The organism is Candidatus Thioglobus sp. (assembly GCA_028228555.1).
GTDB lineage: Bacteria > Pseudomonadota > Gammaproteobacteria > PS1 > Pseudothioglobaceae > Thioglobus_A.
On the sequence record JAOJBP010000003.1, the window covers coordinates 57,732 to 82,615 of the forward strand.

Annotated in this window: 24 protein-coding genes; 13 read left to right on the top strand and 11 right to left on the bottom strand. The window is 36.8% G+C overall.

Features of this window, described 5'->3' with window-relative positions; translation table 11 throughout:
- Positions 1-48: 48 nt before the first annotated feature.
- Entirely contained in the window at positions 49-1,353 is a 1,305-nt protein-coding gene (aceA, locus tag N9Y32_02990; protein MDB2589977.1) for an isocitrate lyase, read from the bottom strand.
- Positions 1,354-1,531: 178 nt separating this feature from the next.
- Between aceA and N9Y32_02995 the strand changes: the two genes are divergently transcribed.
- Positions 1,532-2,227: an IclR family transcriptional regulator gene (locus N9Y32_02995; GenBank protein MDB2589978.1), complete on the top strand. Its 696-nt coding sequence runs from the start codon at positions 1,532-1,534 to the stop codon at positions 2,225-2,227.
- Between the two features lie 8 nt (positions 2,228-2,235).
- Here the strand turns inward: N9Y32_02995 and greA are convergent, their stop codons facing one another.
- From greA to carA, 4 genes are read right to left on the bottom strand one after another with little or no spacing between them, the layout of a single operon-like run.
- On the bottom strand, positions 2,236-2,712 hold the full coding sequence (greA, locus tag N9Y32_03000) for a transcription elongation factor GreA (GenBank protein ID MDB2589979.1): 477 nt from the start codon (positions 2,710-2,712) through the stop codon (positions 2,236-2,238).
- 12 nt (positions 2,713-2,724) lie between these two features.
- Positions 2,725-5,934, bottom strand: coding sequence for a carbamoyl-phosphate synthase large subunit (gene carB / locus N9Y32_03005; protein ID MDB2589980.1), 3,210 nt, complete (start codon positions 5,932-5,934; stop codon positions 2,725-2,727).
- Positions 5,935-5,956: 22 nt separating this feature from the next.
- Complete coding sequence (locus tag N9Y32_03010) at positions 5,957-6,643, bottom strand: VacJ family lipoprotein (GenBank protein MDB2589981.1); 687 nt, start codon at positions 6,641-6,643, stop codon at positions 5,957-5,959.
- A complete protein-coding gene (gene carA, locus N9Y32_03015) occupies positions 6,640-7,761 on the bottom strand; it encodes a glutamine-hydrolyzing carbamoyl-phosphate synthase small subunit (GenBank protein ID MDB2589982.1) in 1,122 nt (373 codons plus the stop codon). The genes N9Y32_03010 and carA overlap by 4 nt, the downstream gene beginning before the upstream one ends.
- A 116-nt stretch (positions 7,762-7,877) precedes the next feature.
- Here carA and N9Y32_03020 point away from each other — a divergent pair, with 116 nt between their 5' ends.
- Positions 7,878-8,147 (top strand): heavy-metal-associated domain-containing protein, encoded by a 270-nt coding sequence (locus N9Y32_03020; protein ID MDB2589983.1) that lies wholly within the window; start codon positions 7,878-7,880, stop codon positions 8,145-8,147.
- On the top strand, positions 8,144-8,344 hold the full coding sequence (gene thiS / locus N9Y32_03025; GenBank protein ID MDB2589984.1) for a sulfur carrier protein ThiS: 201 nt from the start codon (positions 8,144-8,146) through the stop codon (positions 8,342-8,344). The genes N9Y32_03020 and thiS overlap by 4 nt, the downstream gene beginning before the upstream one ends.
- 50 nt (positions 8,345-8,394) lie before the next feature.
- Here thiS and N9Y32_03030 read toward each other — a convergent pair whose 3' ends face one another.
- A complete protein-coding gene (locus N9Y32_03030; GenBank protein MDB2589985.1) occupies positions 8,395-9,444 on the bottom strand; it encodes a tRNA (5-methylaminomethyl-2-thiouridylate)-methyltransferase in 1,050 nt (349 codons plus the stop codon).
- Between the two features lie 7 nt (positions 9,445-9,451).
- Positions 9,452-10,330, bottom strand: a complete 879-nt coding sequence (gene prmA / locus N9Y32_03035; protein ID MDB2589986.1) for a 50S ribosomal protein L11 methyltransferase — start codon at positions 10,328-10,330, stop codon at positions 9,452-9,454.
- A 170-nt stretch (positions 10,331-10,500) separates the two neighbouring features.
- On the opposite strand from prmA, the gene N9Y32_03040 reads away from it, so the two are divergent.
- Both N9Y32_03040 and N9Y32_03045 read left to right on the top strand, forming a co-directional pair.
- Entirely contained in the window at positions 10,501-10,668 is a 168-nt protein-coding gene (locus tag N9Y32_03040) for a hypothetical protein (GenBank protein MDB2589987.1), read from the top strand.
- Between the two features lie 158 nt (positions 10,669-10,826).
- A complete protein-coding gene (locus N9Y32_03045; GenBank protein ID MDB2589988.1) occupies positions 10,827-11,117 on the top strand; it encodes a TusE/DsrC/DsvC family sulfur relay protein in 291 nt (96 codons plus the stop codon).
- 58 nt (positions 11,118-11,175) lie between these two features.
- Here the strand turns inward: N9Y32_03045 and alaS are convergent, their stop codons facing one another.
- Genes alaS through N9Y32_03060 form a run of 3 tightly spaced genes read right to left on the bottom strand, consistent with a single transcriptional unit; the run spans position 11,176 to position 15,252 of the window.
- Positions 11,176-13,773, bottom strand: a complete 2,598-nt coding sequence (gene alaS / locus N9Y32_03050) for an alanine--tRNA ligase (GenBank protein ID MDB2589989.1) — start codon at positions 13,771-13,773, stop codon at positions 11,176-11,178.
- Positions 13,774-13,813: 40 nt separating this feature from the next.
- Complete coding sequence (locus N9Y32_03055; protein MDB2589990.1) at positions 13,814-14,428, bottom strand: L-threonylcarbamoyladenylate synthase; 615 nt, start codon at positions 14,426-14,428, stop codon at positions 13,814-13,816.
- Entirely contained in the window at positions 14,416-15,252 is an 837-nt protein-coding gene (locus tag N9Y32_03060; protein ID MDB2589991.1) for a PHP domain-containing protein, read from the bottom strand. The genes N9Y32_03055 and N9Y32_03060 overlap by 13 nt, the downstream gene beginning before the upstream one ends.
- 88 nt (positions 15,253-15,340) lie before the next feature.
- Between N9Y32_03060 and rfaH the strand changes: the two genes are divergently transcribed.
- Both rfaH and glmS read left to right on the top strand, forming a co-directional pair.
- A complete protein-coding gene (gene rfaH / locus N9Y32_03065) occupies positions 15,341-15,814 on the top strand; it encodes a transcription/translation regulatory transformer protein RfaH (protein ID MDB2589992.1) in 474 nt (157 codons plus the stop codon).
- Positions 15,815-15,883: 69 nt separating this feature from the next.
- Entirely contained in the window at positions 15,884-17,737 is a 1,854-nt protein-coding gene (glmS, locus tag N9Y32_03070; protein ID MDB2589993.1) for a glutamine--fructose-6-phosphate transaminase (isomerizing), read from the top strand.
- A gap of 295 nt (positions 17,738-18,032) precedes the next feature.
- Here glmS and N9Y32_03075 read toward each other — a convergent pair whose 3' ends face one another.
- Positions 18,033-18,416, bottom strand: coding sequence for a DUF2177 family protein (locus N9Y32_03075; GenBank protein MDB2589994.1), 384 nt, complete (start codon positions 18,414-18,416; stop codon positions 18,033-18,035).
- A gap of 402 nt (positions 18,417-18,818) precedes the next feature.
- On the opposite strand from N9Y32_03075, the gene N9Y32_03080 reads away from it, so the two are divergent.
- From N9Y32_03080 to N9Y32_03105, 6 genes are all read left to right on the top strand, one after another.
- Positions 18,819-20,066 (top strand): FAD-dependent oxidoreductase, encoded by a 1,248-nt coding sequence (locus N9Y32_03080; protein MDB2589995.1) that lies wholly within the window; start codon positions 18,819-18,821, stop codon positions 20,064-20,066.
- On the top strand, positions 20,066-20,827 hold the full coding sequence (locus N9Y32_03085) for a DUF1365 domain-containing protein (GenBank protein ID MDB2589996.1): 762 nt from the start codon (positions 20,066-20,068) through the stop codon (positions 20,825-20,827). The genes N9Y32_03080 and N9Y32_03085 overlap by 1 nt, the downstream gene beginning before the upstream one ends.
- A complete protein-coding gene (locus tag N9Y32_03090) occupies positions 20,824-22,113 on the top strand; it encodes a cyclopropane-fatty-acyl-phospholipid synthase family protein (protein MDB2589997.1) in 1,290 nt (429 codons plus the stop codon). Before N9Y32_03085 ends, N9Y32_03090 begins: the two co-directional genes overlap by 4 nt.
- A gap of 4 nt (positions 22,114-22,117) precedes the next feature.
- Entirely contained in the window at positions 22,118-23,152 is a 1,035-nt protein-coding gene (locus tag N9Y32_03095; GenBank protein ID MDB2589998.1) for a cyclopropane-fatty-acyl-phospholipid synthase family protein, read from the top strand.
- On the top strand, positions 23,152-24,033 hold the full coding sequence (locus tag N9Y32_03100; GenBank protein MDB2589999.1) for a DUF1295 domain-containing protein: 882 nt from the start codon (positions 23,152-23,154) through the stop codon (positions 24,031-24,033). Before N9Y32_03095 ends, N9Y32_03100 begins: the two co-directional genes overlap by 1 nt.
- A gap of 389 nt (positions 24,034-24,422) precedes the next feature.
- The gene (locus N9Y32_03105) at positions 24,423-24,845 is read left to right on the top strand and encodes a hypothetical protein (GenBank protein ID MDB2590000.1); all 423 of its coding nucleotides are present in this window, start codon (positions 24,423-24,425) and stop codon (positions 24,843-24,845) included.
- Positions 24,846-24,884: the final 39 nt, after the last annotated feature.

Sequence of the window (24,884 nt, forward strand, 5' to 3'; positions counted from 1 at the left end):
CTTATATCATAGTATAAACCAACCAACTTTATCAAAAAATATCAAGCTTTAGAACTGCTCTTCTTCAGTTGAACCTGTTAATGCTGTCACTGATGATTGACCACCCTGAATAACTGTTGTTACATCATCAAAGTAACCTGCACCAACTTCTTGTTGATGTGATGCAAAAGTATACCCTTTGTCTGCTGCTGCAAATTCTGGCTCTTGAACCTTCTCTACGTAATGTTTCATGCCTTCGCCTTTAGCATATTCGTGTGCTAAATCGAACATGTTGTACCACATATTGTGAATACCAGCTAACGTAATAAATTGATACTTATAACCCATTGCAGCAATATCTTCTTGGAAAGAAGCAATTTGAGAATCACTTAAGTTTTTCTTCCAATTGAACGATGGTGAACAGTTGTATGCTAATAATTGATTTGGATTTTCAGCTAAAACCGCTTCTGCAAATTCTCTCGCAAAACCTAAATCTGGTTTGCCAGTTTCACACCAAACTAAATCAGCATATGGTGCATAAGAAACACCACGAGAAATAGCTTGATCAAGACCGTTTTTAACTACATAAAATCCTTCTGGAGTGCGCTCACCAGTAACAAATGGCTCGTCAATTGGATCTACATCTGAAGTAATTAATGTTGCTGCTTCTGCATCCGTACGTGCTAGTAACACTGTTGGTACACCCATTACATCAGAGGCCAATCTCGCAGCATTTAATTTTTCAATCGCATCTCTAGTTGGTACTAATACCTTACCACCCATATGGCCACATTTTTTAACAGAAGCCAATTGGTCTTCAAAATGTACACCTGATGCACCAGCAGTAATCATATTTTTCATTAATTCATATGCGTTCAGTACACCACCGAAACCTGCTTCAGCATCTGCCACAATTGGTAAAAAATAATCAACAAAGCCCTTATCTCCAGGATTCATACCTTTAGCATGTTGAATTTCATCTGCGCGTTTAAATGTATTGTTGATACGACGCACCATTGTTGGTACAGAATCGTAAGCATATAAAGACTGGTCCGGATACATAGTTTCTGATGTATTACCATCAGCAGCCACTTGCCAACCTGATAAATAAATAGCCTCAATACCTGCTTTAGCTTGTTGCATAGCTTGACCACCAGTAATAGCACCCATACAGTTAACATAGCCTTTTTTAGAGCTGCCGTTAATTAAGTTCCATAATTGATCAGCACCATCTTTGGCATGTGTATATTCAATAGGCTTAGATCCGCGAAGTCGTATAACATCTTCAGCGCTATAGTTACGCTTAACGTCTTTCCAACGTGAATTCTCAGCCCAATCCTTTTCTAATGCTTTAATTTGATCTTGTCTGCTCATAGTATTTTCCTCTTTATGGATTATTATTTAATTACTTTTTTTTACTTGAATTAATGATACTGTTTTTTTTTCTTTTATTTCATTATATAATATGTTTTTTCATAATATGAAATATATCTTTCTATATAAATTTTAATTTCATAATATAATGTCATTTTTTTATAATACGAAATAAGTTATGTTATCAAATTCTCTGAATCCGGAAAAGAAAGTAACTGCTATTGAAAAAAGTTTAATTATTATGTCAATCTTTTCGATGGAAAAACCTTCCTTAAGCCTTAAAGAAATTTGTGATCAAGTTGGTTTTAACGCATCAACTACATACAGAATATTGCATACCTTATCAGAATATGGATACATTATTAGAACAGCTGATAAAAACTACTGCATTGGCACAACACCTTTATCTCTAAGTGCGATCTATCAAAAAACTAACCAATTAACGCAAATTAGTCCTATTGTTGATCATATTAGAGATATGACTAACGAAACGGCATCATTTTTTATTCAACAAGATAATGAGAGAATTTGCTTATATCGTGCACATTCGCGTGATGAAATTAGGCACAATATCGATGTAGGAACACAACTAGAACTTAATCGTGGCGCCTCAGGTAGGGTTATTTTGGCTTATGGTCAGCGCTTACAAGATAAGAGTGGCTATTTTAAAAATATCCGCGATAAAGGTTATTATCTGTCAGTAGATGAACACAATGCTGCTTTATTTGCTGTAGCTAAGCCTATTATGTCTGAAAGTGGACATCTTATTGGCGCTCTCACAATATCAGGACCAATAAGTCGTTTCAATGAAGAAAAAATTCAATCCTTTTTAGACTTATTAGCCGAACAAATTGAAAAAGTAAAAATTCTTTAAGCGTTTATTTAAAGATACTTAACCGTTAAGATTTCATAAATAATATCACCTCTAGGGGCTTTTACAGTGACCTCATCGCCCTCTTCATTGCCCATTAGTGCGCTAGCAATAGGGGAATGACAAGAGATTTTATTCTGAGCTATATCAGCCTCATCTTCGCCAACAATTTGATAAGTAATTTCACTATCGTCTTCGACATTCATTAGACTGACTGTTGTTCCAAATACACAGCGGCCATTTTGAACAAGCTTACTAACGTCAATAATCTGCATACGAGATAGCTTTGATTCAATCTCTTTAATTCTACCTTCACAAAAGCTTTGCTCTTCTTTTGCCGCATGATACTCTGCATTTTCTTTCAAGTCACCATGTGCTCGAGCAGTGGCAATATCTTCAACAATACGAAAACGAGTAACATCTTTAAGCTTTAAAAGTTCAGCTTCCAATGCTTTTGCACCGCCTACTGTCATTGGAATACTTTCCATAAAGTCCTTCTCTTAATTATTGAGAGATTGCATAGTTCTCACTGTAATCTCTTCATGCGTCTTTAAACCATCAAGCGTAGCAAATGCTGCAGCTACAGTGGTTATAAAGGCCACCTTATGAACTAAAGCTTGACAACGAATGACAGCAGCATCTTCAATACCCTGAGTATCTTCAGTCGAATTAATAATTAAATCAATTGTATCATTTTTAATCATATCAACAATATGTGGCGATCCTTCTGATACCTTATTAATCATTTCACACTCTAGACCTGCTTCAATTAGAGTATCTCTGTTACTGCGCGTAGCTACTAAATTAAACCCTTGATAAGATAATTTTTCACCCAAATCAACTAAGTAATCGCGATCTAGTCGTCGAAGACTGATAAAAACAGTGCCCTTTTCAGGTGCACGTGATCCAGCAGCTAATTGTGCCTTATCAAAAGCAGAGGCAAAATCATCACCAATACCCATCACTTCACCTGTTGAACGCATTTCTGGACCTAAAATTGGATCTACGCCTAGGAACTTATTAAATGGAAATACTGCCTCTTTGACACTGTAATGCTTAGGAATAATCTCTTTTGTAAAGTTAAGCGACTTAAGTGTTTGACCCGACATGACACGTGCAGCAATATTAGCCAATGGCACACCAATTGCCTTAGAAACGAAAGGAACAGTTCGAGATGCTCGAGGATTAACCTCGATCACATAAATTTCTCCGTCTTGATAGGCTAGCTGAGTATTCATTAAACCAATAACATTTAGCGCTTTAGCCATGGCAACTACCTGTTCACGCATTTGATCAAGTACACCGCTCTCTAAAGAGTAAGGTGGCAATGAACACGCAGAATCTCCAGAATGAATACCTGCTTGCTCAATATGCTGCATAATTCCGCCAATGACAACATCTTCACCATCAGAAATAACATCAATATCTACTTCAATCGCATGATCTAAGAATGAGTCAAGCAGCACTGGGGAATCATTAGAAACTTTAACTGCAGTATGCATATAGTGGTCTAGAGAATCTTTATCATAGACAATTTCCATCGCACGACCACCTAATACATAAGATGGGCGAACCACTAATGGAAATCCAATAGCATCAGCAATATCTTGTGCTTGATCTAATGAACGTGCAGTCCCATTTAAAGGCTGCTTTAAGTCAAGCTCTTGAAGTAAAGCAGAAAAACGCTCACGATCTTCTGCTAAGTCAATTGCATCTGGACTGGTGCCAATAATTTTTGCACCGCTCTTTTCTAAAGCCTCTGCCAGTTTAAGGGGGGTTTGCCCACCATAATGAACAATAATACCATCTGGATTTTCAATATCTACTATCGCAAGAACATCTTCTAAAGTAAGCGGTTCAAAATATAGGCGATCTGAAATATCATAATCGGTTGAAACTGTCTCAGGATTACAGTTAACCATAATGGTTTCAAAGCCATCTTCACGTAATGCTAAAGAAGCGTGGACACAACAGTAGTCAAATTCAATGCCTTGACCAATTCTATTTGGGCCACCCCCCAAAATCATAATCTTTTTCTTATCCGTTGGGTTGGCTTCACATTGTTGCTGATACGTAGAATAAAGATAGGCAGTTTGTGTGTCAAATTCAGCAGCACAACTATCAACACGCTTAAAGACTGGTTTAATATTTAGCACCTTACGTCGTTCACGTACTGAAGATTCGTTACAATTTAACAATTGCCCAAGACGCGCATCTGAAAATCCTTTACGCTTTAAGGTAAACATTTCGTCTGCCTCAATGTCAGTAAGGTTTGCACCATTAATCTGCATTTCTGTCGATACAAGATCTTTAATTTGTGCCAAGAACCACAGATCTACTTTAGATAATTCAAACACCTCTTCCAAACTCATGCCCAATCTAAAAGCATCCGCAAGATAGAAAATACGCTCACCACGAGCTGTAATACACTCTGAACGAATTTTATTACGTGCATCATCAGCACTTAAATCAACCATTGGATCAAGACCAACTTTATCAGTCTCCAGGCCTCTTATTGCCTTTTGTAAAGACTCTTGGAATGTTGAACCCATGGCCATTACTTCGCCCACTGATTTCATTTGAGTAGTTAGGCGATCGTCTGCTTTAGGGAATTTTTCGAAAGCAAAACGAGGAATTTTAGTAACAACGTAGTCAATACTTGGTTCAAACGAAGCTGGTGTTTTCCCGCCTGTAATATCATTATCAAGTTCGTCAAGCGTATAACCTACTGCTAATTTTGCTGCAACTTTAGCAATCGGAAAGCCAGTTGCTTTAGAGGCTAACGCTGATGAACGAGATACGCGAGGATTCATTTCAATAATAGTCAGGCGTCCATTACCAGGGTTAACTGCGAATTGCACATTTGAACCACCCGTATCAACACCAATTTCGCGCAGAACAGCCAAAGAAGCATTGCGCATAACTTGGTATTCTTTGTCCGTTAAAGTCTGTGCTGGAGCAACTGTAATGGAGTCGCCTGTATGAACGCCCATTGGATCAAAGTTCTCAATAGAACAAATAATAATACAATTGTCTTTAGTGTCTCGCACTACTTCCATTTCAAACTCTTTCCAGCCTAAGATTGACTCTTCAACCAATAGCTCATTCGTCGGTGAAAGGTCTAATCCACGCTCACAAATTTCAACAAATTCTTCTTTGTTAAAAGCAATACCTCCCCCTGAACCACCCATCGTAAAAGAAGGTCGAATAACTGTTGGGTAGCCAACCGTCTCTTGAACAGCAAAAGCTTCTTCTAATGTATGAGCAACTGCTGCTTTAGGCATTTCCAGACCAATTTTAAGCATTGCTTCACGGAACAAATCTCGATCTTCAGCCTTATCAATCGCTTCTTTCTTGGCACCAATCATCTCAACACCATGCTTTTCTAATATACCATGACGTTCTAAATCAAGCGCACAGTTCAATGCAGTTTGACCGCCCATTGTTGGCAAAAGCGCATCAGGCTTTTCAATCTCAATAATTTTTTCAACTGTGCGCCATTCAATGGGCTCAATGTAAGTAGCATCCGCCATTTGCGGATCGGTCATTATGGTTGCCGGATTAGAGTTCACCAGAATAACGCGAAAACCTTCCTCTCTTAGTGCCTTACAGGCTTGTGCACCAGAATAATCAAATTCACAGGCCTGCCCAATAACAATTGGCCCGGCACCGATAATTAAAATACTTTTTAGGTCTTGTCTTTTTGGCATTATTCTCTAAATGTTAATTCTTTTAAAATTCGTCTTTTTCAACTGGCAGATTGCCATCAAAAATATCAAACTTGCGCTTTTGTAGATAAGAAGATCTCATCGTAATATAAGGATCATCTGACTGATCTAATAAATCAGTGATAGGTAGTAGCTCAACTCTCTTATCAATAATATTCATAGCACTGGCACTAAGAGCGCCAACATCATCTAATTCATTAACTAAATTTGCATCTGAGGTCATATCAACATACATGCCTGCGCCATCTCTAAGCGTCGATGGACCCATCAAAGGTAGCATAATAAAAGGCCCGCTATCCACACCCCAAACTGCAAGTGTTTGACCAAAATCTTCGTTTTCGGTTGTTAGACTCATATCAGTAGCAACGTCAAATAATCCATACAAACCAATAGTAGAGTTCACAAGGACACGGCTTAATGTGATAGCACCTTGCTCAATTTTAAATTGTAATATTTGATTAGCTAGTGTTGACACATCACGTAAATTACCAAAAAAATGACTGACTCGATTTTGTAAAAAATCAGGCGTATTATCTTTATAAGCACGTGAAACTGGCTCTAGTAAATTATCATCGATGGCCTCATTAAACTCATAGACTGCCCTATTCGTTTCTTCAAACGGGTCCACTTCTTCTGCTATCGTAACTGTACTGAATACCAACAATAACAAGCTTATTAATAATTTTTTCATAAATTCATCTCCTGAATAAAGGTGTCAAATAATCCGCTCACATCATGAGGTCCAGGTGAAGCTTCTGGATGACCCTGAAAACTAAATGCTTTCTTGCCTGTTACTCTAACACCTTGAATGGTGTCATCAAATAGTGATCGGTGAGTTACTTTTAAATTGTTCGGTATGTTTTCTTCTGCCACTGCAAAGCCATGATTTTGCGAGGTAATCATAACTTGCTTAGAGTCTAAATCTTGAACAGGATGATTAGCACCATGATGACCAAACTTCATTTTCTGCGTTTTGGCGCCGCTGGCTAATGCTAGTAATTGATGACCTAAGCAAATACCAAAAATTGGCATATTTTTTTCTAATAAGGCTTTAATATTAGCAATAGCATAATCACATGGCTCTGGATCGCCAGGCCCATTTGATAAGAATACACCGTCCGGATTCATGGCTAAAACATCAGATACTGGTGTTTGTGCATTTACTACCGTTAAGTCACAGCCTCTATCAACTAACATCCTTAAAATGTTTGTCTTAACACCATAGTCATAAACTACCACTTTAAATTTAGCATCCAAATCGGCGAATTCGCCCTTTTCTAAAAAATAAGAGCCCTTATTGAATGTATATGTTTTAGTGGTAGAAACTACCTTAGCCAAGTCAGTATTTTTTAATCCTGAAAAAGCTTGTGCTTTTTTAATAGCTGCAGCTTCATCAATGTTTTCACCTGTGACAATACAGCCCTTCAGAGAACCCATTAAGCGTAAGTGGCGAGTTAGTGCACGTGTATCAATATCACTAATAGCGACGATATTATTGACTCGTAGATATTCATCTAATGGCATTGTATTTCGCCAATTACTGTGCAATAACGGCAGATCTCGAATAATCAATCCAGCTGCATAAACTTTTGAAGATTCTTCATCAACAACGTTTGTACCTGTATTACCAATATGAGGATAAGTCAATGCAACAATTTGTTGGGTATAAGATGGATCAGTAAGAATTTCTTGATAGCCGGTCATTGAGGTATTGAACACCACCTCACCCAGTGTTTCACCTGAACTGCCTATAGATTTTCCGTAAAAAATCTGACCATCTTCTAATGCTAATAAGGCAACTTGTGGCACCGGGTACTCCTGAATGAAAAACTTCAGGAATTTTACCATATTGCATTACCCATCTGAAGAGCAAATATACAAATCTAAGGCGTATAATTAATCAAAAATCACGATGAGGAATTACCATGGAAATTACAGTAGATAATATTAAATGTGGTGGCTGTTCTGGCTCAATTACTAAAAAATTAACCGAGGTTTTTAACACGGATAAAATCAATGTAGATATTGAGCAAGGCATCATCAATATCGACCTAGCTGATTCTAAAAAAAATGAACTGGTTAAAGTATTATTAGATTTAGGTTACCCAGAAACTGACTCAGTCCATGGCTTTGATTCAGCCAAGGCTAAGGCTAAATCATTTGTTTCTTGTGCTATCGGGACAATGAATAAATGATTGTAGTGGTTAACGGTAAAGAGCTGGAAACTAAAAGCTCAGCCACAGCTGAGTATTTAATCAGTCAACTAAACTATCAAGATCAGCGCATCGCTTTAGAAATCAATGAAACTATTATTCCTAAATCTAGGCACGCTGATTTTGCATTAAAAGAAAGCGATAAGATTGAGATTATTAAAGCAGTTGGTGGTGGCTAAAATTTGAATAAAACATTTATAAATTCACTAACAAAAAATAGGAGATTCTTTTAAACAAACCACGCTTTAGGAATTTCATCTACCCCTAGCGGCTTTACACTGAATTGTTGGGCCACACCAACATTCAACTTCACTTCAATATCAACACTTGGTTGTTCTCGATCTTGTGAATATCGCGCCAAAACTCGAGCAGCAATTTTAAGATCTTCTTGATTCGGCTCACCATCAATCAATGCAATTGGACCCTTACAGCTAGTTGAATAAAGGTTAGCATATTGGTTTCTATAACCTTCAAGAAATTTCACCTCGCCCTCTTCTCTGGCAACAATCATTTTAAAACGTTGATTGGGACGAATGTGGCGACCAACTTTAAGCATCATTAAATCATCTAATTGATAATCACGATTACCACGGGATTGCCACATATCAACTAACTTATCAGAATATTGCTTGTCTGTTAAGAAACAACAACCACCTGCAGGCGTTGCGTAATCCTCAAAACCATAGGATTTTGCCAAAGCTATTTGCGGCTTTCGATTACGCCCAGTAAAATCAAGTAGCTTCTCTCGATCTATCCACCCTTCTTTTTCTGGCTTGGTTTCGGGCAAATGTTTTGCGCACAACGGGCGTAATAACAAATCATCTGCACCCGATTCTTCTTGTACAACTGGCATAGTGTCTTTGCGCTGGGACATTGGGCGTTGGCCCATAACCTCACCAGTAATAATAAAGTCAAACTCGTTATCTTCCATCCATTGCTTAGCTTTTTTAACCATAAAACCTTTACAATCTAAACAAGGATTCATGTTTTTGCCATAACCATGCTTTGGATTTAAAAGTACATCGCGATACTCTTCGATTACATCAATAATATGCAATTTAATACCTAATTGCTCCGCCACCCAAAGTGCATTATTACGTTTTGGCTTATCATTTTTTTGTTTACGAATAGCATGAGTATGGCCTTCTACACAAAATCCAGTGAAAAAATTAATTCCTTCAACATGAATGCCTTGGTCAAGTAGTAATTTAGTACTCAATAGGGAGTCTAATCCACCTGAAATTAGAGATACTGCTTTAATTTGTTTTTTATTTGTCATAACTTTTTTATTTACGTTGTCCGCTTACTTGGCACCACTCATCTTTTTGCACCACTTTCAGCTCTTTAAAATACACGCCATAAGTCTCAAGTATCATTGGTAGTTGGTGTTCCATAATACCTGACAGTGCAACACTACCCCCCGTCTTCACTAAACTTGAAAAATGCTCGCATAAATCTACCAAAGGATTTGCCAAAATATTTGCAATGAGTAAATCTACTTTATCTAAGTTACCTTCGTCATTTACATGTAATACACGAACCTTATCTTGAACATGATTTACCTCAGTATTGCTAATTGTGGAAATAATAGCCTGAGGATCATTATCAACAGCAATGGCTTTTTTAGCGCCTAATTTTATCGCAGCAATCGCTAAAATTCCTGTGCCAGAGCCATAATCAATCACCGAACAATCAATAGGTGCATTGTTATCTAAATATTGCAGGCATAAATCGGTCGTTTGATGCGTTCCCGTGCCAAACGCCAAGCCTGGATCCATATCAATGATAATAGCATCATCTGGTAAATTGGCAGCACCCTCCCAAGAAGGGCATACCCAAATTCTTTTTCCGAATTGCATGGCATGAAAGTCTTTTTTACACTCATCCTCCCAAACACGCCCTTTGAGTAACTCAAAATTTAGCTCATTAATATGGCAAATATTCTCAAGCATATGGCTGATATTTGCCTGGTCAATTTTTAAATCAAATAAAGCAGTGATGGTTACATTATTCCATAAAGGCGTTTCACCAACGGGCGGTTCAAAAATAGCATCATCTTTCGTATCACTAAAGGTGACAGAAGTACTACCCAGCCCTATAAGAATTTCACTGACAAAATCTGCCTGATCTTTATTTGTTTGAAGGGTTAATTGCATCCAGTCCATGGCTGGGGAATTATACCTATGCACACCATGCTAAGGCTCTTGTATTAAGCTGGAACAATTCAGATACTTTAAATAATAAAACAAAAAAACTAATTACAAATTAAGCATGTTTGATATAATAACCTTTGTTTATTTAAACAGCATATACATTAATTTATTAGGAGATTATCATGGCTAACGGCACTACAAAAGGCAACAGACCACCTCTAGGAAGTAGCTTAGACGCATTAAATGCATCTAACCCTTCAAATACAAGAACGGGCAAAGAAACAACAACAACTACCCAAGATTACAAAAAAGGTATGAAGTCTGCAGAAGAGTTAGACGAGCTTAGATAGAACCGTAAGCGGCTATTTAAATTAATAAAACCCTCATAAGAGGGTTTTTTATTGATTAAAATTTACTGTATAGGCATATAAATAAAACGTGTATTTATGAATAATGACTTAAGTCAATCTTATATAATATACCCAATTAAATTACTAAGGTATTAAGAATGGCATTAGAAAGAACAGGTAACGGTTACTTAGTTGATCCATCAATTTGGACTGAAGAAATCATGCACGAAATGGCAACAGAGGATGAAATAGAATTATCAGATTCTCAAGTAGCTCAAATTCTTGCTGCAAGAGATTATTTTTCTGAAAACTCTTCAGTGCCGCCAATTAGAACATTTTCAAAAGTAGTTGGCATTGATAAAAAGATTCTTTTTAAAGAATGGCTAACTGGTCCTATGAAACCTATTACTAAATATGGTGGAATGCCTCAGCCAACTGGTTGTGTATAAAAACAAAATCTGCTTAAAATAAAAAACCCTCTTTCGAGGGTTTTTTATTGCAAATTTTTTAAATTAAATCTTTAACTGAAGTAAGCGCCTTGACAAGATTTTCTGGCTGAGTACCACCACCCTGAGCCATATCAGCACGCCCACCACCTTTTCCGCCTACTTGAGTAGCAACGTGATTAAGGATTTTTCCAGCCTGATATTTACCAGTTAAATCCTTGGTAACGCCAGCAACTAAAGATATCTTATCTGCGCTTACAGCAGCTAATACCACAACCACTGATCCTAACTTATCTTTGAGTTTATCAGCAATATCTCGCAAATCTTTACCGCTCACTCCCTCTACAACTGTTGAAAGTAACTTGACTCCATTAACTTCCTGAGCTTGATTAAGCAAGTCATCTCCTTGATTACTGGCTAGTTTCTTTTGGAAAGTGGCAATTTGTTTTTCTAATTCCTTTTGCTGCTTCATTAGTTGTGTAACTTTTTCAACTACATCTGAATTATTTGTTTTAGTCATCTGGGCAATCTTACTAAGACTGTCTTCTATTTGCTTATCAGACTGATAAGCGTTATAGCCTGTTAATGCTTCAATGCGGCGAACACCTGCGGCAATTCCACCTTCTGAAGTGATTCTAAATAAACCAATATCACCCAAAAGATTTACATGTGTGCCGCCACAAAGTTCTACAGAAAAATCATTTTTACCCATACTTAACACACGCACAGTATTGCCATATTTTTCACCAAAAAGTGCCATAGCACCTTTCTTTTTGGCCGCTTCAATATCTGTAACATCTGTATGAACAGTTGAATTATCTAAAATTCGACGATTAACCAAAGCTTCGATTTTATCCAGATCAACTTTATCAATCACTTCATCATGAGAAAAATCAAAACGCAATTTATCGCCGTCAACTAACGAGCCTTTTTGGGTAACTGTTTCACCCAAAACACTTCGCAATGCAGCATGAAGTAAGTGTGTTGCTGAGTGGTTACAAGTAATCTTTTTGCGTCTTCGAACATCCACTTGTGCCTGAAGTACGTCGCCCACCTTTATAATGCCATTTGATATAATGCCATGGTGCTCAAAAGCACCTGTTTTTTGCTTTAGAGTATTTGTAACATCAAACTTTATATCTCCAGCAACAAGCATACCGCTATCGCCAACTTGGCCACCTGATTCAGCATAAAAACTTGACTGAGATAAAATGATAATACCGTGGTCTCCTGCTTCGATAGCATCAACCAACTCACCGTCTTTAATTAATGCTTGCACTGAGGAGGAGTTTTCTAGTTGCTCATAGCCTAAAAATTCAGTTTCCTCTGAAATATCAACGCCTTTTTGTGTCGTTTTAAACTCACCTGCTTGACGTGCACGATCACGCTGTTTAGTCATCTGAGCTTCAAAACCTGGCATATCAATGGTCAGCTCACGTTCACGCGCAACATCAGCTGTTAAATCAGCTGGAAAGCCATACGTATCATAAAGTTTAAATACAGTTTCACCATCAATCTCAATGCCTTTTAAATTTGAAATAGCATCTTCCAAGATCCCCATACCTTGATCAAGTGTTTGTGCAAAACGCTCTTCTTCGCGCTTTAAAACCTTTTCAACATTGGCTAATGCAAGCTTCAACTCTGGATATACCTGATTAAGTTCTAGCGCCAATACGGGCGCTAAACGATAGAAAAATACCTTATCTATACCTATCTTATGGCCATGACGAATAGCACGACGAATAATACGACGCAACACATATCCACGTCCTTCATTAGATGGAATAACCCCATCAACAATCATAAAAGCAGTTGAACGAATATGGTCTGCAATAACTCGTACTGAGGCATTACTTTGTTTAATGCTATTGGCTGATGGCGTTAAATCAACGATAGCCTTAACCAAACTTTGAAAGCCATCTGTATCGTAGTTGTTATTTTTATGTTGTAATACTGCAGCTAAGCGTTCAAGGCCCATGCCAGTATCGACACAAGGTGCTACTAATGGCTTTAAGTAGCCATCTTCTTGTTTATCGTATTGGGTAAATACCAAATTCCAAATTTCAATATAACGATCACCATCTTCATCAGCATGTCCTGGAGGGCCGCCGGCGATGTCTTCACCATGATCATAAAAAATCTCACTCGATGGACCACAAGGGCCAGTATCGCCCATTTGCCAGAAGTTGTCTTTAGCGCCACAACGAGAAATACGATTTTTAGGAAAGCCAATTTCATTCACCCAAATAGCTTCGGCTTCATCGTCATCTTCAAAAACACTTACCCAGAGTTTTTCCTTAGGTAGCCCGATTTCTACTGTTAAAAATTCCCAAGCATATTGAATAGCTTCACGCTTGAAATAATCGCCAAATGAAAAATTACCTAGCATTTCAAAAAATGTATGATGGCGCGCTGTATAGCCCACATTTTCCAAATCATTATGCTTTCCACCCGCACGTACACAGCGCTGACAAGAGACTGCGCGGGTATAAGGGCGCTTTTCTAAACCACTAAACACATCCTTAAACGGCACCATGCCAGCATTAACAAACAACAAAGTTTTATCATTGTGTGGCACCAAAGATGAGCTTGGCTCAACCGTATGTCCTTTAGAAGCGTAGAAATCTAAAAATTTTTGTCTAATTTGTGCCGTTTTCATGCGATCAAAGCGTTGTATAAAAATGCCTAATTATACTTGTCTAAAGGATAAGTGAGGTGTCGCCTGCACCATGGCGAATAATTTCAACCATCTCTCCCGATAAATCGATCACCGTGGTTGGCTCTGGTGGGCAGTAACCATCATCAATTATCAAATCCACTTGATTATTAACAGCATCTTGAACATCATTAATGTCATAGAATTCAAACCCTTTAAGAATTAAAGAAACACTCATTAATGGCTCGTCCAATTCTTCTAATAATGCTTGAACCACGCCATGGCTCGAAACTCTGACACCAATAGTTTTTTTCTTTTCATGCAGTAGACGTTTTGGAACGTCACGCGACCCTTGCAAAATAAACGTATAAGCACCTGGCAAGATCTTTTTCAACAATCGAAAAGCATTGTTATTGAGTTTTGCATATTCACCAATATGCGATAAATCTCGCATCATTAAGGTAAAGTCATGTCGCTTAGAAAGACTACGAATTTGTCTAATTTTTTCAAGCCCGTATTTATTACCCAACATTGTGCCAAGTGCATACCCTGAATCTGTTGGATAGGCAATCACTCCATCTGATTTAAGTACTTCAACAACCTGAGTAACTAGCCTTTGCTGAGGATTTTGAGGATGAATGGCAATTAATTTAGCCATGATGAGTCCTTCCAAACCATTTCATTTACTTGTGGCATATCTTGTAAATGGCCAATACGAACTCTTTGACCAGGCCAGCCATGATAATCAGAACCAATAGAGGATAATAAATCAAACTCCTTTGCCCACTGACTCATCAATGTAATTTCATCAGAACTACTTGATCCAGTGACCACTTCAACTCCATCTAAATCTGCACCAGACAAATGATTCAATAACCGCCTCACCTTGGTATTCGTCATGCGATAACGCAGTGGATGTGCCAAAACTGCCTTGCCGCCTGCTGCATGAATCCAGTTGATTACTTCATCATATTCAGCCCATTTTCCACCGACACCACCTGGCTTTTTACCCGTTAAAAAGCGTTTAAAAACGCTTTTCATATCCTTGCATACCCCTTCCTGTACTAACATTTGAGCAAAATGTGTGCGTGTAATCATGTCTGTTTTGGCTACCAATTTAACTTTCTCTAAAGCATTAAAAACTCCGGCACCACCTAAACCTCGCGCCATTTTCTCTGCACGAAGTTGTCGAAATTCTTGATGCTGCTTGAGGCCTTTTTGGAGTATTTCATTGTTTATATCAACACCCAATCCTAAAATATGGATAGTCATATTACTCCACATGGCAGATATTTCCACGCCATGAATCAATTTCAAATCACTTGTATCTGCTTGCTTTTGTGCTTCTATTAGCCCATCAGTCGTATCATGATCAGTCAATGCAAAAACATCACACCCCTCTTTCTTGGCAAGAAGCACCACCTCACTAGGTGATAAAAATCCATCAGAATAATAAGAGTGGTTGTGCAAATCAATTTTCATAGATGCCATTATCCATTATTAACGCTACTTACTGAAATTCTTTAAAAAGCAAAAAAAAAAACAATTTAAAGTTTATAATAACCTATATATGAAAAACTGGTACCTTATTCAAACTAAACCTAAGCAAGAAGCAGAAGCTCAAAGGAATTTATCCGATCAAAACTATGCAGTATTTTTCCCAAAAGCTTTTATCAAGGGAAAAACTGTGCCGCTTTTTCCTCGTTATTTATTTATTGAGTTGGATGACAAATCTCAAAATTGGACACCTATTCGCTCAACTAAAGGTGTGGCAAACTTTGTAAGATTTGGCCTAACATTCGCCAAAGTACCAAATAAAATCATTAATATGATTAAAGTTCAACAACAGCAAACCATCGAAAAAATGATCAATATTTGCTCACATCAAAAAGGTGATACGGTTGAGATTCAGTCGGGTGCTTTCAAAGGTCAGCAAGCTATTTTTCAGAATTATAATAGTAATGACCGGATTGCGATTTTGTTAAAAATCATTGGCCAGCATCAAGAAATCGTACTTAATGAAAATGAAGTGCTTGCAATATAAGTCATCACAATACCAACCCCTTGCTTTAAAATTAAGCATTCGTTTTTAACTATTCAATCTTAATAAGCTATGTGTGGAATTGTCGGCGGTATTTGTAAAAATAACATTACTCCTCTTTTGTTAGAGGGTTTAAAACGCTTAGAATACAGAGGATATGATTCTGCTGGCGTAGTAGTTTTAGATAAGAATAACCAGCTTAGTCGTGCACGTGCAGTTGGCAAAGTAGCCAACCTTGAGCAAAATATTCTTGACCAGAAAACACCAATAGGTGGCACTATTGGCATAGCCCATACTCGTTGGGCTACTCATGGTGAGCCATCTAGTCGTAACGCCCATCCTCATATTTGCAACCAAAATATTAGTGTCGTACATAATGGCATTATTGAGAATTTTTTAGAGCTTAAATCTGAACAATTGGCACAAGGCTATAACTTCACCTCAGATACAGATACAGAAGTTATTGCCCATGCTATTGATAAAGCACTAGAAACTAGTGATACCCTGCTAGAGGCCACACAAAAAGCCATTACTACTTTTAAAGGGGCTTACGGTGTTGGGGTGATTTCACCTAAACATCCTGGGCACATTATTGCTGCAAGAAGTGGATCGCCTTTGGTTATTGGCATAAGCCCAAAAGGTCATTTTATTGCCTCTGATCAAATGGCATTACTTGATGCTACTAAAGAATTTATCTTTTTAGAAGAAGGTGACATTGCCGATATCACTCTAGAGTCTGTGACAATTTACGACATTAATGGTAATCATGTCAATAGAGAGGTTAAAACTTCTAAGCTGAAAAGTGGCCAGGTATCAAAAGGTGATTATGCACACTTCATGCTTAAAGAGATTTTCGAGCAACCTCAAGCCATTCAAGATACGCTAGAGTCTCGTATCACTAAAGATGCTGTTTTATCATCAGCCTTTGGCCATAAAGCTGAAGACATTTTTAAAAATACCAAGCATATTCAAATTATTGCTTGTGGCACTAGCTACAATGCTGGTCTAGTGGCAAAATATTGGTTAGAAGTTATTGCTAAAATCCCTACTAATATTGAAGTGGCAAGTGAATATCGCTATCGTGATCCAGTTATTCTAGACAATACGCTATTTATTACCATCTCTCAAAGTGGCGAAACAGCGGACACACTAGAAGCGCTAAAAGCAGTCAAAAAACGTAGAAAAGATAAGCGCATTCACACACTCACGATTTGTAATTCAGCAGAATCTAGCCTAACTCGTGAATCAGAACTCACCTTCTTAACCCACGCTGGCCCTGAAATTGGTGTTGCTAGCACCAAGGCCTTTACCACTCAACTGGTATCTCTTGCATTATTGGCAGTCTCAATCGGCAAATGCCATAAGCAAGTGTCTATAAAGCAAGAAGCAAAAATTGTTATCGGACTTAATCTTTTACCAGGTTTAATTAAAAAAACATTAGAGCAAGAAGATCAAATTATTGAACTCGCCAAAACTTTTAAAAATAAATACAACGCAATATTTCTAGGCCGTGGATGCATGCATGCTATCGCTATGGAAGGCGCATTAAAACTTAAAGAAATCTCTTACATACATGCTGAAGCCTATCCAGCAGGTGAACTTAAGCATGGGCCAATTGCGCTGATTGATAAAGACACGCCAGTAATAGCCATTGCACCTAATGACTCATTATTGGACAAACTTAAGGCCAACCTTCAAGAAGTTAAATCAAGAGGTTCAGAGATGATTGTATTTGAAGATGAAGCAGCAAAAGTAGAGCCAATGAAAGGCATGACTATTGTACCAACTACGACTAATTTGGGCAGAATTACAGCGCCAATTATCTTTACCATTCCACTGCAATTGCTTAGTTACCATGTGGCACTTATTAAAGGCACAGATGTTGATCAGCCTCGTAATTTAGCCAAATCAGTGACGGTGGAGTAGTGTTGAGGACATTCTACCACCCTTCCCTCTTGTAAAAAAACCCTGATGATTTGATCATAATCTTTGATGTAAATCTAAAGACAAAAGTAAGAAAACAAAAACGATTTGAAGATACCCATAACCTCATTAATCAACTACATGATGGATACAATCATAATAAATATCATCTAAGAATTCACTATTCATATCATAAACCAGGAGATCTTCATGCCTTTCTTGTTGGGCGTATATGAGGACTATGTCAGGACCAATTCCAGAGGGCTCTCCAGAAGTAAATGCAATAGACATAATTAAGCTAGTTTAATTTAGCTGAAGTAAATACAGTAAGGGTTGCTACAGAGCCAGATAGGATCATTCCCCATAGAATATCTGCGACCACTAGTTTGAGACTAAAGATATTCATAGTTGCGTAAACGGTAAGATCGTAAGTTCCATAAGTTACTAGCCCATAAAAAGCACCAATCATAAAAACATTTAGAAGTGTATTACTAAGATTGGGATTAATAACAAAGAAAATTAAGCCTAATAAGAAAATTATATAAAACATGATTGCAGGAGCAACTTTAAGCTCCATAAGAGCTGCAACCTCCTCTTTGTACATTGGGGTTGCAACAAAATATATCCAAAATATATCAATGATGCAGAAAAATGCGAGAGCTATAAAGAATGTTTTAATCATAATATTATTATACTTTTTATCAAATTAAATTGTTATAAGAATCAAAGAATAGGGGGTTAGATTAGAATAAATGAAATCTTCGGATTTCAAATTTGATGATAAGAAGAAATTTCTTAAAACTATTATCAACAATATCGTTGTTAAAAGTGCAGACAACTTAGCACATGATCTAACAATAAAATTTAAGTTACCTTATGTGAATGATCAGTTAATTTATAAGGGTAATAAGGATAATAAGAATAAAAGTAAAGGGTATATTCTGAGTAATGGATTTTTAAGAAATTAAGGATTGGTTCCCTAAAAAAAAATAAGGATAATGTAAAGTAAATGTTATCAGGTGTTGGTTATGATATGTATCTAGCCCAATAAGGGGACTCTATAATATATATTTGATTTTACACTATGAAAATTGCTATTATTGGAAGCGGAATATCTGGCTTAACAGCCGCACACCTTCTTCACAAACAACATGATATTACCATTTTGGAAGCTAATGATTATATAGGCGGCCATACCCACACCCATCAAATCGAGGTAGACAAAAAGAAGTGGCTGATTGATTCTGGCTTTATTGTTTACAATGAAAACACATATCCAAACTTTATAAAGCTTCTTCAAAAACTTAAAGTTGACACGCAAAAAACTTCTATGGGTTTTAGCGTTAAGGCTCCAGGACAAAAACTAGAGTATTCTGGAGGCTCCCTAAATTCTTTATTTGCTCAACGCTTCAACCTATTTCGACCTTCTTTTTTGATGATGCTTAAAGACATTTTAAGATTTAATCGCATCTCAGTGGCAAAACTAAATAATTTAAACGAGTCAACAACAATCTATGAATTTTTGATTAACCATAAATTTAGTAAAAACTTTATTGAGCACTATATAATTCCAATGGGCGCTGCCATATGGTCAACAGCAGCGAAAAAAACAACAGAAATGCCAGCAGTTTTTTATATTAGGTTTTTCAAAAACCATGGACTACTTCAGATATTTAATCGTCCCCAATGGTTCGTAATTAAGGGTGGTTCAAAAGCATATATACCAAAAATAACTGCAGGATTTAAAAATAAAATTTTGCTTTCAACCCCAGTGTCTAAGGTTATAAGAGGCAAAAATAGTGTTGAGGTTTTTTATGGAAAGGATGTGGCCTCTCATCAGTTTGATAAAGTTATATTTGCAACACACAGTGATCAAGCATTGGCATTATTGCAGGACCCTAGTGAAGAAGAAATTAAAATTTTAGGCTCCCTGCCTTATCAAAAAAATGTGGCACTGCTGCACACAGACTCTTCTATATTGCCTAAAAAGAAAATAACGTGGTCTAGTTGGAACTACCTTTTAAGCGGTGATCAAAGTAAGCCGGTGACTCTAACCTATAACATGAATATTTTGCAATCATTAAAGTCGAAGACTAATTTTTTAGTAACCTTAAATAGTAATGGGGATGTTGACACAAGCAAAATAATTAAGACTCTAGTCTACTATCATCCTCTTTTCACGGTCAAGGGCGTTAAAGCACAAAAAGAAAAGAATAAAATAAGTGGTGTAAATAACACTTTTTATTGTGGGGCATATTGGGGAAATGGTTTTCATGAGGATGGCGTTAACAGCGCCCTTGATGTTTATAGTTTTTTTGATAAGGCCTTATGATGCTCTCAAAAAATCACCAACTATATTGGGGTACGATTAGTCATCAGCGACACACTCCGTTTAAGCGGTTTTTTTCATACCCAATTTTTATGGCCTATATTGATATCTCGTCTTTAGCATCTACGATGAAGCCATCACTTCTTTGGAACATTAACAAGCCTGCGCTTGTTTCATTTAAAAGGAAGGACTACCATGGAGACCCAGACTTAGACTTAGATAGTGCGGTTCGAAAAACGCTTCATGAAAAAACTGGTAAAGTTTTTAATGGGCCAATTAGACTCCTGACGCACTTGAGATACTTTGGGCATTGTTTTAATCCAGTAAGTTTTTATTACTGTTTTGATGACTTAGACCAAAAGGTTGAGGCCATAATGGCTGAAGTAACAAACATACCATGGAAAGAAAGGCATACTTACATTATTGAAGAGCAAACAGAAAATAATACTAGGACGGGGTTTATCGCCTCTCCAAAAAAACAACTACATGTAAGCCCTTTTTGGGGAATGGACCATGATTATGAGTGGTTTTTCTCACAGCCTGAAGACTCACTAAATGTAAAAATGAAAAACTTTAAAGATGGTGAAAAGGTTTTTAATGTTTCGCTTGACTTAAAGAGGCGTGCATTTTCAAACGTAGGGCTTATTAAAGCAATTTCTAGGTTTCCATTTATCACCCTGATGGTTGTATATAGAATCCATTGGCAAGCATTTATGCTCTATATAAAAAGAGCTCCATTTTTTACACATCCGGACAAACTATGACTCAAGAAATTAAAACTAAAGATAGACTTTCAGTTGACGGCCTAGCAAATAATATTCAAGAAATGCAAAGAAGCACTAGAATGACTTCTTTCTTTAAAAGGATTTTATTTAAAAAACTGAAAGGATTAAAAACTGGTGAGCTAACAATAGTTGATGGTTCTGAAATTCACGTATTTGGCGCTCCTAAATCAGAGCTTAAGGCAACCTTAATCGTTTCATCTCAAGAGTTTTATGTTTTTTTAGGGAGTGGCGGTACCAACGGCGCAGCAGAAGCCTTCACTGCTGGTTATTGGTCTGCAGATAATTTGGTTCAATTAATTCAGCTCATTATTAGAAATAAAAAAACGATGGAGGGGCTTGAATCTGGACTTGCAAGATTAACAAATCCATTCACTAAAATAATCCATAGGCTTAGACAAAACACCTTAAAAGGAAGTAAGAGTAATATTTTGGCACACTACGATCTGAGTAATGATTTTTACAAGCTATGGCTCGACTCAACCATGACTTACTCAAGCGGCATTTTTCTAAATAAGAAGTCAAGTATGCTTGATGCCTCGGTAGAAAAGCTAGATAGACTATGTCGAAAACTAAACCTTAATAGTAGTGACCATGTTCTTGAAATTGGAACGGGATGGGGAAGCTTTGCAACACACGCAGCCAAAAATTATGGCTGTAAAGTTACCACTACGACTATATCAGACAATCAGTTTAAGTATGTTGCTGAGCTGATTAGTAAAGAGAATTTAGATAATCAAATAACTTTACTCAACAAAGATTATAGAGAGCTTGAGGGTGTTTTTGATAAGGTTGTTTCAATTGAAATGATAGAGGCTGTTGGGGCTGACTTTGTGCCTGGCTTCTTTGAAAAAGCCTCTTCATTGCTGAAGACAAATGGTTTAATGGCACTTCAAGGAATAACATATAACGACCCAGACTTTAATGCCTATAAAAATTCGGTAGACTTTATCAGAAAATATATTTTTCCTGGTTCCTGCCTTATCTCATTGTCACAAGTTGAGAAAGCCATCAAAGAGAAAACAGATTTAATTATGGTTGACTCTGAAGATATAACTCTTCACTATGCAAGGACACTCGAATTATGGCGTAAAGACTTTGAAAATGTATTGCCGCAGGTAAGAGAGCTTGGTTTTTCAGATCCTTTTATAAGGATTTGGATCTTTTACCTAGTCTATTGTGAAGCGGGATTTCTTGAAAACCTAATTGGTGATTTTCAGTTTATATTTGCTAAGCCTGACCTCAAAAACATTAAAATTACACACTAGAAAAATGATTAAATTATTAATAAAACTTGCAGAAAATGGTTTATTACCAGACTTGCTTATTAGGTTTGGAATAAGGCGTTTATGCGCTCAAAGGCTTTTAGAGGCAACGAGCATTAGCAAGCTTGAAATGGAAAAAAGACACTCATCTTGGATTGACTTTTTAAATGAAAGTCCAATTGCTCTGGTTCCAGAAAAGGCAAATGAACAGCACTATGAGGTTCCACCAAAGCTTTTTGAATTGGTCCTGGGCCCGAACTTAAAATACAGTTCTGGTTATTGGCCAAAGGGCGCTTCGTCTCTAGACGACTCAGAGCTGGAGATGTTAAGGCTTTCTTGTGAAAGGGCATCCCTTTCAGATGGCCAAGAGGTTTTAGAGTTAGGATGTGGCTGGGGCTCCTTGACACTTTATATGGCACAAAATTTCCCTAATAGTAAAATTACTGCTGTTAGTAATTCAAAGGACCAGAGGCAGTTTATTGAGAACAAATGTAAGAAATTAAAGATAGAAAATATCAAGGTTATAACAGCAGACATGAATGACTTTTCAATTGATAAAAACTTTGATCGTGTTGTTTCAATCGAAATGTTTGAGCATATGCGTAATTATGGCGAGCTTCTAAAAAGAGTAAGTAGCTGGCTAAAAAAAGATGGAAAACTGTTTGTTCATATTTTTTCTCATAAAGAAATTGCCTATCCCTTTGAAGACCAAGATGAGGGAGACTGGATGGCTAGAGAGTTTTTTAGTGGCGGTCAGATGCCTTCTCATAGGCTCTTAACCTGTTTTCCAACTCGGATGAAAATCGAGAAAGATTGGAGGGTAGATGGAACTCATTATGAAAAAACCTCACTCGCATGGCTTAACAAGATGGATAAAAATAAAGCTGAAGTAATTAAATTATTTGAAAAAACTTACGGCAAAGATGAAGCAAGCATTTGGTTTCAAAGGTGGCGTATTTTTTTCATGTCATGCGAGGTTCTTTTTGGCTTTAAAAACGGCTCTGAATGGGGCGTTTCCCACTACCTTTTTGAGAGGCCATAATGGGTAATATTAAGGACCTTGTTGCTATTATTTTATGTATTTTGACAGCTTATTTTGTTGCAAATGCTGCAACAGTTGATGGTGCTGTTCTTTATGGAGTGCCAGCTATACTTTTATGTGCCGCTGTTAGCTTTATTGTGCACTGGATTGTTGCAATCCCTTCGCTTGTAACAAGCTCAGAAAAATATTTTGACTTTACAGGAATGATCGCAACCCTTCTTCTAGTTGCTACTTCTATATTTACACTTTTAGGCCAAGGAGAGCAAGTTTCTATCCGCTCAACTACTGTAGCTATTTTTGTATCTATTTGGACGCTAAGACTTGGGATATTTCTTTATATAAGAATCGTTAAAAGTGGAGAAGACAAAAGGTTTAGGGAGATCAAGAAATCGTTGCCAAAATTTTTAATGACATGGACTCTTTCCGCCCTATGGGTTTTCTTAACGACAGTAAATGCTGTTACCATTATTATTTTAAATCAGCATGCAAATCTTGACGTATTTTTTATAGCAGGATTGTTCCTCTGGGTTTTAGGGTTTTCTTTCGAAGCTGTTGCAGATAAACAAAAAAAGAACTTTAGTGAGATCCCTGAAAATAAAGATAAATTTATAACACTTGGATTGTGGTCTATATCACGCCACCCAAACTATTTTGGGGAGATTCTTCTTTGGACGGGCATTGCAATTATATCGCTACCACTTCTCTCAGGCTGGCAGTTTTTAACCCTTGTGTCACCAGTTTTTGTCTATCTCCTCTTAACTAAAATAAGTGGATTGCCTTTTTTAGAAGAAAAAGCTGAAAGAAAATGGGGCAATGACAAAAAGTATCTTGAATACAAGAACAACACACCAATATTGATTCCTTATTTTGGAAAAAAATAACTCAAACTAAAAAAATGGCAATTGAAACCCATGAATATAAAATAATATCCAAGCGTGAAGGTTGTGAAGTTCGTCGCTATAGTGACATAGTTATTGCCACAAAAAGAATTTCTTATAAACTAAGGAAAGAGAAGACTTTGAGGAATTAGTGTTAGTAGAATAGTATTTTTCAACTCTAAAATGTCTATCATAAATGCTTAGCAACTATATCAAGAAAATTAATTAGCTTAACGCTTGATATCTCAGTACTTTTAAAGTATTCTTTTTCTCTTAAGTCATCCACTAAAAATGTTTGTCAATTATTTTAACAAAAAGGTCAAAAAATGAAAAAATCAATTTTATATAGTGTAATAATCTTTAATTTAATTTTTTTAGCGGGTTGTTCATCAATGAAAAATATGGAAGATCCAATGAAAGATGATTCTAAAGGCTCAATTATTAATAAAAGTATTGAATCATCCGAGTCTGGTAAAGAAGTAAACCTTTACTTTGTACGTCCAACAGATATATTGACATTGGGTCAAGTTGTCGAGTTATATATAAACAATAATGAAATAGGTGAACTGACTAATAATAGCAATATTGAAACTAAAGTAATGTCAGGTGTTTATGAAATGTCAACCAAGGTGGGTGTAAGTTTAAACTTACTTAATATTACAGGCTTTGGTGGCGCTTGCAAGTTTGCAAAAGATTTCCGCTTAACTGAGCAGAATTATTATTATAAAGTTGATTATGCCGCTGGACTGTTATGTGGCGAACATCAAATTATTAAGATCTCTAAAGCTGAATATAAAAAATTAACGAGTAATTAGATTGCAAATGCACTGTTATTTTCCAGTGCATTCTAGGTT

What these genes read in the sequence shown, in the direction of transcription:
- greA (MDB2589979.1), bottom strand. Translation starts at nt 2,712, where the DNA reads ATGGAAAGTATTCCAATGACAGTAGGCGGTGCAAAAGCATTGGAAGCT.
- N9Y32_03080 (MDB2589995.1), top strand. Translation starts at nt 18,819, where the DNA reads ATGAAAATTGCTATTATTGGAAGCGGAATATCTGGCTTAACAGCCGCA.
- glmS (MDB2589993.1), top strand. Translation starts at nt 15,884, where the DNA reads ATGTGTGGAATTGTCGGCGGTATTTGTAAAAATAACATTACTCCTCTT.
- N9Y32_03030 (MDB2589985.1), bottom strand. Translation starts at nt 9,444, where the DNA reads ATGACAAATAAAAAACAAATTAAAGCAGTATCTCTAATTTCAGGTGGA.
- N9Y32_03090 (MDB2589997.1), top strand. Translation starts at nt 20,824, where the DNA reads ATGACTCAAGAAATTAAAACTAAAGATAGACTTTCAGTTGACGGCCTA.
- thiS (MDB2589984.1), top strand. Translation starts at nt 8,144, where the DNA reads ATGATTGTAGTGGTTAACGGTAAAGAGCTGGAAACTAAAAGCTCAGCC.
- carB (MDB2589980.1), bottom strand. Translation starts at nt 5,934, where the DNA reads ATGCCAAAAAGACAAGACCTAAAAAGTATTTTAATTATCGGTGCCGGG.
- N9Y32_03020 (MDB2589983.1), top strand. Translation starts at nt 7,878, where the DNA reads ATGGAAATTACAGTAGATAATATTAAATGTGGTGGCTGTTCTGGCTCA.
- N9Y32_03060 (MDB2589991.1), bottom strand. Translation starts at nt 15,252, where the DNA reads ATGAAAATTGATTTGCACAACCACTCTTATTATTCTGATGGATTTTTA.
- aceA (MDB2589977.1), bottom strand. Translation starts at nt 1,353, where the DNA reads ATGAGCAGACAAGATCAAATTAAAGCATTAGAAAAGGATTGGGCTGAG.
- N9Y32_03055 (MDB2589990.1), bottom strand. Translation starts at nt 14,428, where the DNA reads ATGGCTAAATTAATTGCCATTCATCCTCAAAATCCTCAGCAAAGGCTA.
- N9Y32_03010 (MDB2589981.1), bottom strand. Translation starts at nt 6,643, where the DNA reads ATGAAAAAATTATTAATAAGCTTGTTATTGTTGGTATTCAGTACAGTT.
- N9Y32_03085 (MDB2589996.1), top strand. Translation starts at nt 20,066, where the DNA reads ATGCTCTCAAAAAATCACCAACTATATTGGGGTACGATTAGTCATCAG.
- N9Y32_03075 (MDB2589994.1), bottom strand. Translation starts at nt 18,416, where the DNA reads ATGATTAAAACATTCTTTATAGCTCTCGCATTTTTCTGCATCATTGAT.
- alaS (MDB2589989.1), bottom strand. Translation starts at nt 13,773, where the DNA reads ATGAAAACGGCACAAATTAGACAAAAATTTTTAGATTTCTACGCTTCT.
- prmA (MDB2589986.1), bottom strand. Translation starts at nt 10,330, where the DNA reads ATGGACTGGATGCAATTAACCCTTCAAACAAATAAAGATCAGGCAGAT.
- N9Y32_03095 (MDB2589998.1), top strand. Translation starts at nt 22,118, where the DNA reads ATGATTAAATTATTAATAAAACTTGCAGAAAATGGTTTATTACCAGAC.
- N9Y32_03100 (MDB2589999.1), top strand. Translation starts at nt 23,152, where the DNA reads ATGGGTAATATTAAGGACCTTGTTGCTATTATTTTATGTATTTTGACA.
- rfaH (MDB2589992.1), top strand. Translation starts at nt 15,341, where the DNA reads ATGAAAAACTGGTACCTTATTCAAACTAAACCTAAGCAAGAAGCAGAA.
- N9Y32_03045 (MDB2589988.1), top strand. Translation starts at nt 10,827, where the DNA reads ATGGCATTAGAAAGAACAGGTAACGGTTACTTAGTTGATCCATCAATT.
- N9Y32_03040 (MDB2589987.1), top strand. Translation starts at nt 10,501, where the DNA reads ATGGCTAACGGCACTACAAAAGGCAACAGACCACCTCTAGGAAGTAGC.
- N9Y32_03105 (MDB2590000.1), top strand. Translation starts at nt 24,423, where the DNA reads ATGAAAAATATGGAAGATCCAATGAAAGATGATTCTAAAGGCTCAATT.
- N9Y32_02995 (MDB2589978.1), top strand. Translation starts at nt 1,532, where the DNA reads ATGTTATCAAATTCTCTGAATCCGGAAAAGAAAGTAACTGCTATTGAA.